This window comes from Methylobacterium sp. Leaf100 (assembly GCF_001422845.1).
Taxonomy (GTDB): Bacteria; Pseudomonadota; Alphaproteobacteria; order Rhizobiales; family Beijerinckiaceae; genus Methylobacterium.
The window spans coordinates 23545-39490 of record NZ_LMMW01000008.1 but is presented as its reverse complement, the minus strand read 5'-3'; the positions used below and the strand labels follow the sequence as shown (position 1 = coordinate 39490).

15 protein-coding genes are annotated in these 15946 nt (G+C 68.7%); 6 read left to right on the top strand and 9 right to left on the bottom strand.

Going from position 1 to position 15946, the window contains the following annotated elements; all coding sequences use genetic code 11:
* From ASF25_RS06895 to aspS, 7 genes are all read right to left on the bottom strand, one after another.
* Entirely contained in the window at positions 1 to 792 is a 792-nt protein-coding gene (locus tag ASF25_RS06895) for a hypothetical protein (protein ID WP_156368887.1), read from the bottom strand.
* The gene (locus ASF25_RS22585; RefSeq protein ID WP_156368886.1) at positions 750 to 1439 is read right to left on the bottom strand and encodes a hypothetical protein; all 690 of its coding nucleotides are present in this window, start codon (positions 1437 to 1439) and stop codon (positions 750 to 752) included. The genes ASF25_RS06895 and ASF25_RS22585 overlap by 43 nt, the downstream gene beginning before the upstream one ends.
* On the bottom strand, positions 1436 to 2470 hold the full coding sequence (locus ASF25_RS06885; protein ID WP_056304063.1) for a hypothetical protein: 1035 nt from the start codon (positions 2468 to 2470) through the stop codon (positions 1436 to 1438). The genes ASF25_RS22585 and ASF25_RS06885 overlap by 4 nt, the downstream gene beginning before the upstream one ends.
* 126 nt (positions 2471 to 2596) lie before the next feature.
* Positions 2597 to 2908 (bottom strand): hypothetical protein, encoded by a 312-nt coding sequence (locus ASF25_RS06880; protein ID WP_056262593.1) that lies wholly within the window; start codon positions 2906 to 2908, stop codon positions 2597 to 2599.
* Positions 2905 to 3969, bottom strand: coding sequence for an acyltransferase (locus ASF25_RS06875; protein ID WP_056304061.1), 1065 nt, complete (start codon positions 3967 to 3969; stop codon positions 2905 to 2907). The genes ASF25_RS06880 and ASF25_RS06875 overlap by 4 nt, the downstream gene beginning before the upstream one ends.
* Positions 3966 to 4850, bottom strand: a complete 885-nt coding sequence (locus ASF25_RS06870; protein WP_056304059.1) for a glycosyltransferase family 2 protein — start codon at positions 4848 to 4850, stop codon at positions 3966 to 3968. Before ASF25_RS06870 ends, ASF25_RS06875 begins: the two co-directional genes overlap by 4 nt.
* Before the next feature lie 261 nt (positions 4851 to 5111).
* Positions 5112 to 6926, bottom strand: coding sequence for an aspartate--tRNA ligase (gene aspS / locus ASF25_RS06865; RefSeq protein WP_056304056.1), 1815 nt, complete (start codon positions 6924 to 6926; stop codon positions 5112 to 5114).
* Between the two features lie 247 nt (positions 6927 to 7173).
* On the opposite strand from aspS, the gene ASF25_RS06860 reads away from it, so the two are divergent.
* From ASF25_RS06860 to ASF25_RS06850, 3 genes are all read left to right on the top strand, one after another.
* The gene (locus ASF25_RS06860) at positions 7174 to 7560 is read left to right on the top strand and encodes a hypothetical protein (protein WP_056262724.1); all 387 of its coding nucleotides are present in this window, start codon (positions 7174 to 7176) and stop codon (positions 7558 to 7560) included.
* A 142-nt stretch (positions 7561 to 7702) separates the two neighbouring features.
* Positions 7703 to 8854 carry a ribonuclease D gene (gene rnd / locus ASF25_RS06855; protein WP_056304054.1) on the top strand — a complete coding sequence of 384 codons (1152 nt, stop codon included), beginning with the start codon at positions 7703 to 7705 and terminating at the stop codon, positions 8852 to 8854.
* 20 nt (positions 8855 to 8874) lie between these two features.
* Positions 8875 to 9789 carry a LysR family transcriptional regulator gene (locus ASF25_RS06850; protein ID WP_056304107.1) on the top strand — a complete coding sequence of 305 codons (915 nt, stop codon included), beginning with the start codon at positions 8875 to 8877 and terminating at the stop codon, positions 9787 to 9789.
* A gap of 30 nt (positions 9790 to 9819) precedes the next feature.
* Here ASF25_RS06850 and ASF25_RS06845 read toward each other — a convergent pair whose 3' ends face one another.
* Positions 9820 to 11619 (bottom strand): hypothetical protein, encoded by a 1800-nt coding sequence (locus ASF25_RS06845; RefSeq protein WP_056304052.1) that lies wholly within the window; start codon positions 11617 to 11619, stop codon positions 9820 to 9822.
* Between the two features lie 141 nt (positions 11620 to 11760).
* Positions 11761 to 12087: an iron-sulfur cluster assembly accessory protein gene (locus ASF25_RS06840; RefSeq protein ID WP_056168210.1), complete on the bottom strand. Its 327-nt coding sequence runs from the start codon at positions 12085 to 12087 to the stop codon at positions 11761 to 11763.
* 96 nt (positions 12088 to 12183) lie between these two features.
* Between ASF25_RS06840 and ASF25_RS06835 the strand changes: the two genes are divergently transcribed.
* The 3 genes from ASF25_RS06835 (at position 12184) to argS (ending at position 15944) form a co-directional block, all read left to right on the top strand.
* Positions 12184 to 13431 carry a deoxyguanosinetriphosphate triphosphohydrolase gene (locus ASF25_RS06835; protein ID WP_056168207.1) on the top strand — a complete coding sequence of 416 codons (1248 nt, stop codon included), beginning with the start codon at positions 12184 to 12186 and terminating at the stop codon, positions 13429 to 13431.
* A gap of 11 nt (positions 13432 to 13442) precedes the next feature.
* A complete protein-coding gene (locus ASF25_RS06830) occupies positions 13443 to 14033 on the top strand; it encodes a GDSL-type esterase/lipase family protein (RefSeq protein WP_056304050.1) in 591 nt (196 codons plus the stop codon).
* A 147-nt stretch (positions 14034 to 14180) separates the two neighbouring features.
* The gene (gene argS, locus ASF25_RS06825) at positions 14181 to 15944 is read left to right on the top strand and encodes an arginine--tRNA ligase (RefSeq protein ID WP_056304049.1); all 1764 of its coding nucleotides are present in this window, start codon (positions 14181 to 14183) and stop codon (positions 15942 to 15944) included.
* Positions 15945 to 15946 lie beyond the last annotated feature (2 nt).

Here is a 15946-nt window from a genome sequence, read left to right as displayed (position 1 = left end):
TCAGGTCGGCGCCCGCTCCAGGGGAAACGGCGTCGGCTCCCAGTAGCGCTCGAGCTTCGCGGTGCGGATGTTTTCGGATTCCCAGCCGTGGAGGATCGCCGCCAGCGCCGGCCGGTCGTCGGCCAGGAGCGGCTCGGCGACGGGCAGGATCAGGCTGCGCATGTATTGGTACATCGGCTGATCCGGATGCTTGTTCTCCCGGAAATGCGGGAGGAGTTTGGCGAGCTGCGCGTGCGCGGCCGGCAGGTTGCCCAGGGCGATGTCGAGGATGAGCCGCTCGTGCGGGAAGCCCTTCAGGGCGATCGGGAACGTTTCGCGGTAATAGGTCGCCCACGACTCCAGGCCATCGAACGACCGCAGGTGCGGCAGGGCTTCGGCTTCGATTATGGGGATTGCGGCACTTATCGCGGCGGGGTCGGACCACTCCCAGTATGCGAACTGATCCTGATCGAACGGGTAAAGCTTGCCTGCGCAGTTTCCGATTGTCCCAGGCAGGCTATGCTCGGGAATGAACGTTGCGAGGATGGCCCACCCAATTTGGAATGAGCCTGAATCGGAGGTGCGATCAATGAAGACGCGCGACACCGTGTGGCGAATGGGCGTGAGCCAAAGGCTGCGCCCGCCGGTATAGGCGAAGTCGGGGTTACGCTTGGCAAGCGGACGGAAGATGGTTCTGGCTTGGCGTGCGGTCGTCATCGGAGTGGTCTCACCTTCGTCGCGGGTGACGTGTCCGTGGTGCTGAACTTCCTTCAGGTCGATGACCGTTCCAGTGGAAACGGCGTCGGCTCCCAATAGGGCTCGAGCTTCGTGCCCCGGATGTTGTCGGCCTCCCAACCGTGGAGGATCGTTGCGAGCGTTACGCGGTCTCCGACGCGGAGGGGCTCGGCGACGGCCAGGAACTTTCTGCGTCGGTTCTGGACCCAGATGTCGTTCGGAAACGAGTCCCCTCGCAGCTCCGGTTCCAGGGTTTCGCAAATGGCGCGCGCTGCGTCGATGTCGCCGAGCGCGATGAGGCAGATCATGCGGTCTTCTGGCCATTGCTGTGCGAAGATGTGATCGCTGCCGTCATAAATAGTCCAGAACGCTTCAAGCGAATCGATCGCGCGGAGTCGTGGTAACCCCTCCGTCTCTATAGAGGAAACGAGATCCGCGATCATTTCGGGATCGGACCAGTACCAGTGCTGATGTGAAAGCGAAGGGCGATCCAATTGAATGGAATATCCAATGCTTGTCTGAGGTTGGACGTCTGGAATAAATGTGTTCAGCATCGTGAGTTGCGGCTTGCATAGATTCTTATCGGATGTTCTATCAATCAGAATGCGGAGCGCGATGTGGCGAATAGGGGATATGTAGAGCCAATGGCTGCCGATTTGGGTAAGATCGGCGTGCCGATTGATCAATGGTTTAAAGATATGCTTGATTTGCTTGGCGCTCGTCATCTGGTCGGCCTCATTTCTGTGACGATGATCCGCTGCGTGTCTGGAAAGTTCCTCGCAATCATTTCGGCGATAGTCGTGGCGCGAACTGCACTGATCTGACTCTCTCCGGTCTTGTGATCGTGGATGCAGACCGTGCGTGGGACGCTTCGTTCGAGTACGTCGAGACGAAGTGAAGACCGAATGCCATATGGCTGGGCTGCTGATTTGCCAGGAACGTATGAGACTTCCGCGACAAGGTTCGGATCTTTGAGATTGGTAATCTTGCGAGCAGCCACCGCATGGACCTTGTTGCCAAAATCTTGTGCGTCCTTGAAGCCGCCGCTTGCTCGCACTTCATCGACGGCCTCATCGAGAATCACCTGAACCTCGCCGCGACGCGGGCAGGCGGCCCTCAGTTCCTGCTCCTCGACCAAACCAACCCAAACCACTGGCTTGTCCGGGCCCTGCCGGCGCTCGTACAGGCTGGCTGGCGCCTCAAAGATCGCTGAACCGTCTCGGCTTTTTCGGACGGAAAGTGCAGCGAGCAATGCTGCACCGGCATTGTAGAGGGCTCTGGAACTTGCCCGGGCAAGGGTCGAAGCCCCCGTCTGCTGAACGAAGGCCTCTGGCTCCGCCCGGCCGTTGACCAGAGTGCTGCGGGCAAGGATCGTCCCAGTTTCGCCGTCGCGGATGGTCTGGGTCCGGCCCGCCATCTCGAAGATGGTGCGCGTGCCGTCGGCGGCGATGACGGTGTGCTGCTCGTCCCAGTCCTGATGAGGCTGGCTGCGGATGCGCAGGGATAGAACCCGCGACCCGTCCTCGGTGACGGTCTCCTCCGCACCCGATGAACTCTGTCCGGATGTGCCCTGACCGCCGCCGTTCGAGGCCCAGCGTCCGCCGCTGGGGCCTCCCGCGGGCTCTCGGGGTTGATCCGGATCGTACTTGCGGGACAGCGCCCGCTGCAGGCGCACGAAGCCGAGGGTGACGGACAGGCCGGCGACCGTGGAACGCAGGCGGAGGAGCTTGGTGCGGTGATCGGGGGAAAGCGACATCGATGGGGCTCCGCAAGCGAATCCAACCATCGGTTGTGTGTCAAAGCGTCATCTAAATATTAATAAAAACCTATCTTGGGCACGGTGTCATGATGTGGTCGGGATGCGAAGGCCCCCGATTCCCGCTCAGTCGACGGTCGGAAGCGCCTCGCGGCTCCGGCGGGCACCGGCGAAATTCCGCAGGGCTTCCGTCACGAGGGCGTCGACGCCGCGCTCCGTCTGCGGGGTGCGGATGACGAGGCTCGCGATGGCGTCGGGGTGGTTCTTGCGCTGCTTCGGGGTGCGGGCGTGGTTGGAGATCCGCAGGGCGAAGGCACAGCCCTCGGGCTTGAGGTAGACGCTGTCCCCCCGGGTGTTGCGGGCCACGATGGCAAAGCCGTGGGCGATCACCCCGGCCACCGCCCGGGCGAGGGCCGCCTGCGGGGCGAGGAGACTCACGACACCACCGCCCGGGGCGCCCGTCCCGCCAGGGCCCGTGCCTTGAGCCGCAGGGCCGGCTTCTCGACGGTGACCCACGACGCGGCCGCCACGAGGCCGGTGAGCGCCAGGGACGGGAGCAGCAGCAGCCACGGTGAAGCGCTGGGCATCAGGGCGTGCAGGCTCTGCTGGATCGGCCAGCCGTAGAGGTAGATCCCGTAGGAGAGGTCGGCCCGCGGCGCGAAGGCCGGGCGGGCCAGCGCCGGGCACAGGGCCAGCCAGATGGCGCCGTAGGCCTCCGTGAGGAACAGGAGGCTCCGATACAGCGGCGTGCCCTGTAGGAGGGCGGTCGCCAGGGCGAGGAGCGCCAGGGGCCACGCCCGGTGGCCGAGCCGGTCGCGCCAGAGGTAGAGGGCGGAGCCCGAGGCGAACAGCAGCGGCAGGCGAAAGCGCGTCTCCGCGCCCTCGGACAGATCGGGATGGAGGAACGCCGCCGCCGCCAGACCGAGGGCGAGGGCCGCCACGAGGGCCAGCGCCGGCCCGCGCCGCAGGAGGCCCGCGAGCCCGGCGGCCAATAGCCCGAGGTAGCACAACACCTCGTATTTCAGGGTCCAGACCGTGCCCAGCGGCGAACGGTAGGGGTTGTCGGCAAACACCCCCGGCAGGCTCGCGTTGCTCTTGAACGTCGTCAGGGTGTCGCGGATGAAAAGCCACGGGCCGGGGGCCTGGAGGTATTCGGCCAGGGGCAGGCGGGTCAGGGCGGGGCCGAGGACCAGGGTCACGATGAGGGTCGCCACGACCACGCCCGGCAGGATGCGCAGGGCGCGGGCCAGCACGTAGTCGCCGGCGCCCCGCCGCTCCAGGCTCATGGCGACGAGAAACCCCGAGACGGCGAAGAAGCCGTTGACCGCATGCGCCCCGAGCGAGAGGCCCGTCATCCGCGCCAGGGGCTCATCGAGGGGCTGTCCGCTCGTGACGCTGAAGGCGTGGGACACCACCACGGCGGTGGCCAGCGCGAGGCGCAGGACGGAGAAGCCATTGTGCGGCCGGGCCAGGGCCTGCCCGAAGGTTTTCGCAGTCACACGGACTCCTCGCGGTCCAGTCCTTCGTGATCGAGGGCGCTGCGGCCGCGCAGGGCGGCCAGCGCCCCGGCCGTCGAGCCGCCGTAGCGCTCCCATAGGGCGCGGTGCCCGACGAGGCGGGCGAGCGCCGCCTTGGGTGCGTTGACGGCGAGCATCCCCGGGCTCGGGGCGGGCAGGCCGTATTTGCGGGAGACGTAGGCACGGGACCACGCCTGATGCCAGCGGGTGCGGAACACCCGGCCGGGCTCCGGCGCCGAGGAGCGCCCGCGCCCGTGCAGGGCTTGCGCACCGTGGACGTGCACGAGGGCGCGGCCCGCATCGGCCACGCGCCGGCACAGGTCGTCGTCCTCGTAGAACAGGAACAGGTTCGGGTCGAAGCCGCCGAGATCGAGAAACAGGTCGCGCCGAATCATCAGGCAGGCGCCGGACAGGAACGGCGCGCAGGCATCGCCCTCGGGCGGGGCGCGCTTGCCCTTGCGATTGGTCAGGTACGGCGCGAGCAGCGAGCGCGGCTGGTAGAAGAACCGCCCGTCCGGCTCCACGAGGCGGGGGGCCAGGAGCCCCGCATCCGGGTAGGCGCGGGCGGCGGCCAGCAGGGCGTCGACGGCCCCGGACCCGAGGGTCACGTCTGGGTTGACGATCAGAACCCGTTCGGCCTGGACGGCGGCACGGACCCCGCGATTGTTGGCCCGGCCGTAGCCCTCGTTGCGGGCGTTGCGCACCACCTGCGCGCCCGCCGCTTCGGCGAGGGCCACGGACGCGTCCCGGCTGGCATTGTCCACCACAAGCGCCGGCACGTGCTCGGCGGCGAGTGCGGCGAGGCAGCCCGGCAGGGCGTGCGCGCTGTCATGGGTGACGACGATGGCGACGAGGCTCGGCACGGCAACGTCTCCTGTCCAGCGTCATCCGATGAACGGCGAGGCCGGACAATCCGCCCTGCCTGTCGATCGGATCTTTCGTTCCCCCCGCGCGACCTCATCCTGAGGTGCCGCGAAGCGGCCTCGAAGGAGGCCTCCAGGGATGCGGTGATATCTGGAGTCCTCCTTCGAGGCCTCCGCTGCGCTCCGGCACCTCAGGATGAGGTGTGTGGGGGGGCCGTCCCCCACATATCCTTCAGGACAAAGCGCGGGGGAGGGCGCGCCTCAGGCGCTCTTCTCGGGCAGGTTGAGGCGGATGTGCAACTCGCGCAGCTGCTTCGGCGTCGCCTCGGCGGGGGCGCCCATCATCAGGTCCTCGGCGCGCTGGTTCATGGGGAACAGCACCACCTCGCGCAGGTTCTGCTCGCCGCAGAGCAGCATGACGATGCGGTCGATGCCCGGCGCGATGCCGCCGTGCGGCGGGGCGCCGAGCTTCAGCGCGTTGAGCATGCCGCCGAATTTTTCTTCGAGCACGTCCTGGCCGTAGCCGGCGAGACCGAAGGCCTTCTCCATCACCTCGGGGCGATGGTTGCGGATGGCCCCCGACGAGAGTTCGGTGCCGTTGCAGACGATGTCGTACTGGAACGCCTTGATGCCGAGGATCGTCTTCTCGTCCGAAGGGTCGAGGGCGAGGAACGCCTCGCGGTCGAAGTTCGGCATCGAGAATGGGTTGTGGGAGAAGTCGATTCTCTTGTCGTCCTCGTTCCACTCGTACATCGGGAAGTCGGTGATCCAGCAGAACGCGAACTGGTCCTTGTCGGACAGGTTCAGTTCGTCGGCGATCCGGATGCGGGCCTTGCCGGCGAGGGCGGCCGCCTTGGCTTCGGTGCCGGCGGAGAAGAACACCGCGTCGCCGGCCTTGGTGCCGGTGGTGTCGGCGATCAGGGCCTGGACCTCGGCCGGGATGAACTTCGCGATGGGACCCTTGCCCGTGAGCACGCCGTCGACATCCTCGAACACGATGTAGCCGAGGCCCGGCGCACCCTCGGCGCGGGCGAAGTCGTTGAGCTTGTCGAAGAACGAGCGCGGCTGCGTCGCGGCGCCCGTGGCCGGGATGGCGCGGACCACGCCGCCGGACGCGATCACGCCCTTGAACGCCTTGAACGCCACGTCCTCGCGGGCGAATGCCTCCGTCACGTCGGCGATGATCAGCGGGTTGCGCAGGTCTGGCTTGTCGACGCCGTATTTCAGCATCGACTCGGCGTAGGGGATGCGCGGGAAGGTCTCGGTGACGCGCTTGCCGTCGGCGAATTCGAGGAAGACGTCCCGCAGCACGGGCTCGACGGACTGGAACACGTCCTCCTGGGTGACGAAGCTCATCTCGATGTCGAGCTGATAGAATTCGCCCGGCGAGCGGTCGGCGCGGGCGTCCTCGTCGCGAAAGCACGGGGCGATCTGGAAGTAGCGATCGAAGCCGGCGATCATCGTCAGCTGCTTGAACTGCTGCGGCGCCTGCGGCAGCGCGTAGAATTTTCCGGGATGGACGCGGGACGGCACGAGGTAGTCGCGCGCACCTTCGGGGGACGAAGCGGTGAGGATCGGCGTCTGGAACTCGAAGAACCCGCCCTCGCGCATGCGGCGGCGCAGCGAATCGATGATTGCGCCGCGCTTCATGATGTTGGCGTGCAGCTTGTCGCGGCGGAGATCGAGGAAGCGGTACTTCAGCCGCGTCTCCTCCGGGTAGTCCTGGTCGCCGAACACCGGCACCGGCAATTCGCCCGCGGGCCCGAGCACTTCGAGGTCGTCGATGTAGACCTCGATGGTGCCGGTGGGCAGGTCGGGATTCTCGGTGCCGGCCGGGCGGGTCCGCACGCGGCCGTCGATGCGGATCACCCATTCGGAGCGGGCGAGGTTCGCGCCCTGGAATGCCTTCGAGTCCGAATCCACCACGCATTGCGTGCGGCCGTAATGATCGCGCAGGTCGATGAACAGCACGCCGCCATGGTCGCGGATGCGGTGGCACCAGCCCGAGAGGCGAACGGTCTGGCCGACGTCCGAGGGGCGGAGCGCCCCGCAGGTGTGGGTACGATAACGGTGCATGGCGGGCTCTATCGAATGAGCCCGGCACCATTCACGCGGGGGCGTTCAAGTCAAGGCGAGCGCGGCTTCGAGGGGAGCGTGGCATCGAGGCGGATGGGTCGCCGCGACGATGCCCCGTCGTTGCCCCCTGATGGGGGCCGGACGCAGCGGGGATGACGTCGGCAAAGCGCGTGGGGGCCTTTCGGAGAAGGCACTCGATCCCCATATCAGGTCCATGAATTCAAACGATTTTTTCGATATTCTGAATGTGGCGTCCGTCGCCGCTTCGGGGCGCGGAACCGGTGCCGGCCAAGCCACGCATCAGGCCGGCGCATGGCAGGTTCTGCCGCTCGATGGCCGCTTCGAGATCACCTACGAGGATTCCCGCGGAATCTGGAGCCGCCGCGTTCTCGACGCGCGGGAATTACGGCTCGGGCCGGGCCGGACCCTGCTTGGCGGCATCGACCGGGCGCGTGGCGGCTATCGCGGCTTCCGGGTCGACCGCATCCGGCGCCTCACGGAGGAGGGCGGGACGCGGATCGAGACGGGAATCCTCGACTGGCTCCTCGCCCGTGCCGAGGCGCAGCGGCGTCAGCGCGCCGATCTGGTGCGGCGCCTCGCCCGCCGGAACCGCTCCGGCCAGCGCGCCGCGTAACGGGATCGCGGGGGGCGGTAAGAGAATCTCGGCGGGGGCCTTCGGTTGAGCTGCGTCGGCTCGCCGGTATTAGGGGGATAGGCGAGCGCGGCGCGGGATACGATCTCGCCTGAGGCGTCAACCTCCGATATAGCCGAATTCCATGGACCTGATCTCGACCACGCACGCCCTCGCCGAGGCCTGCGACCGCTTTGCCGCGCACCCCTTCGTGACCGTCGACACGGAGTTCATGCGCGAGACCACCTACTACCCGAAGCTCTGCCTCATCCAGATGGCGGGGCCGGACGGTTCGGGGGTGCTCGTCGATCCGCTCTCGCCCGACCTCGACCTCGCGCCGTTCTTCGCGCTGATGGCCGACGAGGGCGTGGTCAAGGTGTTCCACTCGGCCCGGCAGGACCTCGAGATCATCTGGTTGCTCGGCGGCCTGCTGCCACAGCCGTTCTTCGACACGCAAGTGGCCGCCATGGTGTGTGGCTACGGCGATTCGGTCTCCTACGAACAGCTCGTCAACGATGTGGCCAAGGCCAAGATCGACAAGTCCTCGCGCTTCACCGACTGGTCGCGGCGCCCGCTTTCCGACGCGCAGTCGAGCTACGCCCTCTCGGACGTCACCCACCTCGTGAAGGTCTACGAGGTGCTCGCCGGGCAGCTCCTCTCCACGGACCGGGGCGAGTGGCTCGACGAGGAGATGAGCGTCCTCACCTCGCCGGAGACCTACAAGGCCGACCCGTCGCAGGCGTGGCGCCGCCTCGCGGGGCGCATGCGCAAGCCGCGCGAGATCGCCGTGCTCATCGAGGTCGCGGCCTGGCGCGAGCGCGAGGCGCAGAGCCGCAACGTACCGCGCGGGCGCATCCTCAAGGACGAGGCCGTGATCGACGTCGCGTCCTCGGCCCCCCGCAGCGTCGAGGCCCTCGGCCGCCTGCGCTCCATCCCCGCCGGGTTCGAGCGCTCGCGCACGGGTACGGACATCCTGGCGGCGGTGGAGCGGGGCTTCGCCCGCGATCTCACCGACATCGCCCTGCCCGAGCGCAGCCGCGGCCGCGGCGGCAACGGGGCCCTTGTCGAACTCCTCAAGGTTCTGCTGAAGGCCGTGTGCGAGACCGAAGGCGTCGCCCCGAAGATCATCGCCTCCGTGGACGATCTCGAAGCCATCGCCGACGACGACGCGGCCGACGTGCCGGTGCTGCATGGTTGGCGCCGGGCGCTGTTCGGCGAGAAGGCCCTCGCCCTCAAGGCCGGCCGCCTCGCCCTCTCCGCCGAGCGCGGGCGGGTGGTGGTGCGCGCACTGGATTGATCATCGGCGAGGAGCGCGCGGTGGAGCTGAAATGGCTGGAGGATTTCCTCAGCCTCGCCGAGACCCGCAGCTTCTCCCGCTCGGCCGAGGCGCGCCACGTCACCCAATCGGCCTTCAGCCGCCGGATCCAGGCCCTGGAACTCTGGCTCGGCGTCGGCCTCATCGACCGCAGCACCTATCCCACCACCCTGACGCCGGCGGGCCGGCGCTTCCGCGAGACCGCGGAGGAGACCGTGCGGATGCTCCAGGCGAGCCGCGTGGATCTGCGCGCCGGCACGGGATCGGGCGGTCCGGTGGTGAGTGTCGCCGCCCTGCACACCCTGTCGCTCGCCTTCTTCCCCGCCTGGTTCCGGGCCATCGAGGCGCGCACCGGTCCCATCGGGACACGGCTTCTGCCGGACGATTTTCACAACTGCCTCCAGGCCATTGCCGAGGGCGGCTACGACTTCCTGCTCACCTTCCACCACCCCAGCGTGCCGATCCTCCTCGATCCGGAGTTCTATCCCCACCGCGTGGTCGGGGCGGATGCGCTGGTGGCGGTGCATGGGCCGACCCTGCCGGTCCCGAGCGCGGATGCGCCGACGCCGCTGCTGGCCTATGCCGCCGACTCCTTTCTCGGCCGCGTGAGCCTGTTCGCGCAGGCGCAGGGGACGGCGCAGGGGGAGGTGCCGCCGGGGCGTGTCGCGCACACCAATGCCAACGCCATGGCGGAGGCGTTGAAGGCCATGGCGCTGGAGGGCCACGGCCTCGCCTGGGTGCCGCGCAGCCTCGTCACCCGCGAACTGGCCGAAGGCCGCCTGGTCGCCACCGGGGCGGAGGTGCCCCTGGAGATCCGGCTCTACCGTGATCGTGCCCGAACCCGCGCCGCCGTCGAGGCGGTGTGGGCGGCGGCCGAGGCCGATGCGCGGACCGCTCAAGACGAGCCGGCACTTTAGCACCGCGCATCGGGCCGCGTGCGGTGCGGCTCAGTTCGCCTTGGCGTCGATGGTCAGACGGTCGAGGACGGCGGCCGGGGTCGGGCTGGCGCTGAACTCCAGCATGCCGATGCCGGTTCCGTTCCGGGGGCGGACGCTCAGGGACAGGGTGCCGGGCTTGGCCACGAACTGGCCCATGGCCGCGCCGATGGCCTTGGCGCCGGCCGAATTGCCCAGGATCGCCGGCACGCCGTAGAGGCTCGCCGTGACGTATTCCTGCTTCAGTTCCTCGGGCTTGAGGCTGAGGACCTTGGACTGGGCCGCGATGAAGCGCTCGAACAGGCCGGTGTTCTCGATGGTGAGATCGATGGCCTTGGCGGTGGCCGACAGCATGGCGAAGCCCGACACGCCGGCATCGGGGTCGAACACCTCGGGGCCGATGCCGCCGAGCATGCCGTTGACCCGCACCGTGCCCATGTCCTTGCCCGAGATCGAGATCTCGCCGAGCTTGAGTTCCTTGGCCGCAGCATCCCAGGCGGTGTCGGCCACCACGGTGAGATCGAGGTCGCGGTAGCCGTAGAGGCCGAGGGACCCGAGGCCGGGCACGCCCGCCACGGCGGAGGCCGGCAGGGTCAGGCCCGCGAGGTCGATGCGCCCGGCCGTGGGGACGCCGTCGCGGGGTGGCCCGAAATTGAACGTCGCCGCGCGCAGGCCCACATGCAACGGCTCGGTCTTCACCACCGGATCCTGGGCCTTCGCACCCGGATCGCCGGACAGGTCGAGGCTGAGGTCGCTGAGGGCGAGGGTCCCGATCACCGGAGTCAGCCGGCGCAGGTCCTCGTCCGTGGCGTCGGGCGTCGCTGCGAGCTTGCGCAGGGCCGCGATGGTGGGGGCGATGGAGAAACCGTTCAGCGACAGGCGCGCGGCCTTCGCATCGAGCCCGTTGCTCGCCAGGGTGATGCCCTCGAGGCTCGCATCCGAGCCGCCGACCTGGATGCGGTCGATGGCGAGGTTCAGCGGCGTCGGCCCCGTGGTGTGCTGGACGCTGAGTCCGGTGGCCTCGAAGCCGCCGAGCGTCACCGCTTCGGCGAGGTCCGCGGCGTTGGCCGACAGCTTGGCGCGGGTGGCGGGCGGCGCTTCGGCGAGACCGGGGGCGGTCAGCGCCGCCAAGGCCCCGGCCCATGTGCCCGGCACCGGCCGGGCGCTGAGGTCGCGACCCTGGATGCGGGCGAATTTCACCGCCATGCCCTTGGCGTCGACGAAGGCGATGTCCGCCACGGCGAACGTGCCGTAGATCCGCTGCAGGGCACCCTTGCCGTCACCCGGTTCGGCATAGAGCCGGGCCAGGGCCGCCAGATCGAGGTCGGTGGCCTGGAGCGGACCGTAGGACCCGGCACCCTTGCGCTCGCCCTCCACGGTGAGGACCGCCCCCGTGGAGGTGAGCTCGGCGATCCGTCCGGCGCGCACGTCCTTGGCGACGACGTTGCCGTAGGTCACCGTCTCCCGCACGCCCTTGGACCCACCCTCGATGCGCAGGTCCGGGATCACGAGGCTCGCCGCATCGAGGCGGGCGAGGCGCGACGCCACGGGCTCGGGGCCGGGGCGGAGCAGGGCGAGGAGTTCGTCCTTCGACAGGCGCGTGCCGCTGACCGTGACGCGCGCGGCCTTCAGCACCGCGTCGCCCAGCGGCAGAGTCACGTCCGTCAGGGTCACGTCCTGAACGGCGGAGGCGGCCTCCTGGGCCCAGGCGGGCCCGGGTCCCACCGGCAGGCCGGCGCCGAGGAGGACGAGGACGCAGGCCGAGGCGCCGGTCGCCCAGCGCAGGAGGGGGCGGCCTTTCGAGCAGGTCATGGGGTTTTCCGGATCGCTGGCAAACGGCGCTTCAGGGGAGGGCGCGCCGCGGGGGCGCCATGGACGACGCATCCGTGCCGCAGTTCGCGGGATGTGGCAATTGCCGGGGGCGTCCGGATCGACGGACGTGCGGGCGAAACCCTACAGGGAGAACGACGTGCCGCAACCGCAGGACGCGGTGGCCAGCGGGTTCTCGATCTTGAACGACTGGCCGATGAGGTCGTTGACGAAGTCGATGACCGAGCCACTCATGTATTCGAGCGACATGGGGTCGACGAGCACCGTGGCACCGTCGCGCTCGATGGCCACGTCGTCGGCGGCCCGTGCCCGCTCGATGTCGAAGGCGTAGGAGAAGCCCGAGCAGCCGCCGCCGTTCACGCTGATCCGCAGGGACGCGCCCGGGGGCTCGGCGCCCATGATCTCGTTGATGCGCTTCGCCGCGCGCGGGGTCAGGGTGATGTCGGCCATCGTGATGCTCGGGTCTCGTCGATTGCCAGATGCGCTCAAGGGCACAAGATAGGCTCGGCAAGCACGCGCTGCAACGCGGCGCGACGGGGGGATGACGTGCGGCACAACGGTGAGCGCTGGAGGGCGCCCTATGCGACGGACCCGGCCACGACGCGCGGGCGGCTGATTCCCGAAGCGTCCTCGCCGACGCGCAGCGACTTCCAGCGCGACCGCGACCGCATCATCCACTCCTCCGCCTTCCGGCGCCTCAAGCACAAGACCCAGGTCTTCGTGCACCACGAGGGCGACCACTATCGCACCCGCCTCACCCATACCCTGGAGGTGAGCCAGATCGCCCGCGCGCTCGCCCGGGCGCTCGGCCTCGACGAGGATCTCGCCGAGGCCCTCGCCCTCAGCCACGACCTCGGCCACACCTGCTTCGGCCACACCGGCGAGGATGCCCTGGACGCGCTGATGCGTGGGCACGGTGGCTTCGACCACAACGCCCAGGCCCTTCGCATCGTCACCCGGCTGGAGCGGCGCTACGCCGGCTTCGACGGACTCAACCTCGCCTGGGAGACCCTGGAGGGCCTGGTCAAGCACAACGGTCCCCTGCTGGAGGCGGACGGGACGCCGACCCCGCGCTGGGCGACGCGCGGCATTCCGGCGGCGATCCTCGAATACGATCGCCTGAACGATCTCGAACTCGCGCGCTTCGCCGGGCCGGAAGCGCAGGCGGCGGCGCTCGCCGACGACATCGCCTACGACAGCCACGACCTCGACGACGGCCTGCGCGCCGGCCTGTTCGATCTCGCCGACCTCGACGCCGTGCCGTTCCTCGCCGAGATCCTGGCGGAAATCGACGGGCTCTATCCGACCCTCGACCCATCGCGAAAGATTCACGAACTGGCGCGGCGGGTGATCACCCGCTTCGTCGAGGACGTCATCGCCGAGAGCGGGCGCCGCATCGCCGCCCTGGCGCCCGGCGACGTCGCCGCCATCCGGGCGGCGTCCGCCCCCGTCGTCGCGTTCTCGCCCGCCATCGCGGCGGCGGATGCGGCGATCAAGACCTTCCTGTTCGCCCGCATGTACCGCCATCCCGGCGTCCTCGCCGTGCGCGCCAAGGCGGACATCATCGTCGCCGACCTGTTTTCGCGGTTCACCGCCGAGCCCCGCGCCATGCCGGAGGAATGGTCGGACGGGCTGGAGGGCGCGAGCGCGGGTCGCGTCGCCCGCCGGGTGGCCGACTACATCGCCGGCATGACCGACACCTACGCGGTGCTCGCCCACAAGCGCCTTTTCACGGCGACGCCCGACCTGCATTGGAGCCCTGAGAGCAAGGGCCTGCCGCTGGCCGAGCCGTAAGGGAGATCGTCATGCGGGTTTGCTTTGTCGGCGACAGCTTCATGGCAGGGGTCGGGGACGACACGTGTCTCGGATGGCCCGGACGGCTTTGCGCGGCGGCACGGCGTATCGGGCACGGCGTCACGCCTTATTGTCTCGGCATCCGGCGGGAGACGAGCGCGGATATCGCCGCGCGCTGGCATGGTGAGGCCAAGCTCCGTTTGCCCGACGGTCTGGATGGCCGGCTGGTCTTCGCGTTCGGGGCCAACGATTGCACCCTCGATGAAGCAGGAAGGCTACGCGTCTCGTGCGATCGGAGCCTGTCTCATGTGGAAGCCATCCTGGCGCAGGCCATTTGTTGGCGGCCGACTCTGATGATCGGACCGCTTCCGGTATCCGACGAGCCGTTGATCGATGCGCGGATTCGACTCTTGTCCGAGTCGCTCGCCCCCCTTTGCGCCAAGCTCGGAGTGCCATACCTACCCGTCTTCGACGCGATGGTCGGCTGTGAAGCCTGGAACCGCGAAGCTGCCGCAGGCGACGACACCCATCCGAATGCCGGGGGCTACGCTGCACTCGCGGAGATCATTGGCGCTTGGACTGCTTGGCGCGCTTGGTTCTGAGAAGCCGGCTCTGAAAGGTTCGACCGGATCGGTCCAACGGCTCGGCGCGCCGCGGATTCGTGACACCCGTGTTCCCCCTTGCTATGCCGCCCCCTTGAGATGGCGGTCGCTCTCGCGGCGGCCGTCGCGAGCGGAAACCGATCACCGATGAACATCTTCGCCACCTTCGAGGCGCGCGTGCGCGCGGCCGTGCAAGGCCTGATCCGGGCCGGACAGCTGCCCGAGGGGCTCGACCTGTCGCGCGTGGTGGTGGAGCCGCCCCGCGACGCGAGCCATGGCGATCTCGCCACCAACGCCGCCCTTGTGCTGGCCAAGGAGGCGAAGACCAACCCGAAGGCGCTGGGCGAGGCCCTGGCGGCGGAGCTGCGCAAGGACCCGGACGTGGTCGAGGCGAGCGTCGCCGGTCCCGGCTTCATCAACCTTCGGCTGGCGCCGGACCTGTTCCACGCCGTGGTGCGGGCGGCCCTGGGCGAGGGCGATTCCTACGGGCGTGGCGTCAGGCAGGCGGCGCAAGGCTCCGCGGGCAGGGTCAACATCGAGTACGTCTCGGCCAATCCCACCGGGCCGATGCATGTCGGCCATGGGCGCGGTGCGGTGTTCGGCGATGCGCTCGCCAACCTCCTCGTCGCCTCGGGCCGCGACGTGACGCGCGAATACTACATCAACGATGCGGGCGCGCAGGTCGACGTGCTCGCCCGCTCCGCCTTCCTCCGGTACCGCGAGGCCCTCGGCGAAGATGTCGGGCCGGTCCCCGAGGGCCTCTATCCAGGCGACTACCTCGTGCCCGTGGGCCGGGCGCTGGCCGAGACGCATGGGCGGGCCCTCCTGGACCAACCGGAAGCCGAATGGCTTCCCACCGTGCGGGCCTTTTCCATCGACGCGATGATGGATCTGATCCGGGGCGATCTGGCCCGCCTCGGCATCCACCACGACGTGTTCTTCTCCGAAGCCACCCTCGCGCAGGCGGTGCCGGTCCTCCTCGCGGAACTCCGTGAGAAGGGCCTCGTCTACGAAGGCCGCCTGCCGCCGCCCAAGGGCCAGCTGCCCGAGGATTGGGAGGACCGCGAGCAGACCCTGTTCCGCACGGTGGAGTTCGGTGACGACGTCGACCGGCCGCTCCTGAAGTCGGACGGCTCGTTCACCTACTTCGCCTCCGACATCGCCTACCACCGGACCAAGATCGAGCGCGGCGCCACCGACCTCATCGACGTGCTCGGGGCCGATCACGGCGGCTACGTCAAGCGCATGCAGGCGGCGGTGAAGGCGGTGAGCGGGGGGCATGCCACCCTCGACGTCAAGCTGTGCCAGCTCGTGCGGCTGTTGCGCGCGGGCGAGCCCGTGAAGATGTCGAAGCGCGCCGGCGAATTCATCACCCTGGCCGAGGTCGTCGACGAGGTCGGGCGCGACGCGATCCGTTTCATGATGCTCTACCGCAAGAACGACGCGACCCTCGATTTCGACCTCGCCAAGGTGGTCGAGCAATCCAAGGACAACCCGGTCTTCTACGTGCAGTACGCCCATGCGCGCTGCTTCTCGGTGTTCCGCCAGGCCCGGGAGGCGATGCCGACGGAGGACTTTTCGCGGGATGGCCTGCTTCGCGACGCCGACCTCGGGCTGCTCACCGATTCCGGCGAGGCCGAGATCATGCGGCTCATCGCCCAGTATCCGCGCGTGATCGAGGCGGCGGCCGGGGCACACGAGCCGCACCGCGTGGCCTTCTACCTCTACGAGCTCGCCAGTTCGCTGCATGGTTTCTGGAACAAGGGCAAAGACTTGCCGCAATTACGGTTTGTTAATCCAACCGACCGAAACTCAACCCGGGCCCGATTGGCCCTCGTGGAGGCATTGCGGGGCGTGATCGCCTCCGGCCTCGCGGTGTTGGGCGTCACTGCGCCGGACGAAATGCGGTGAGG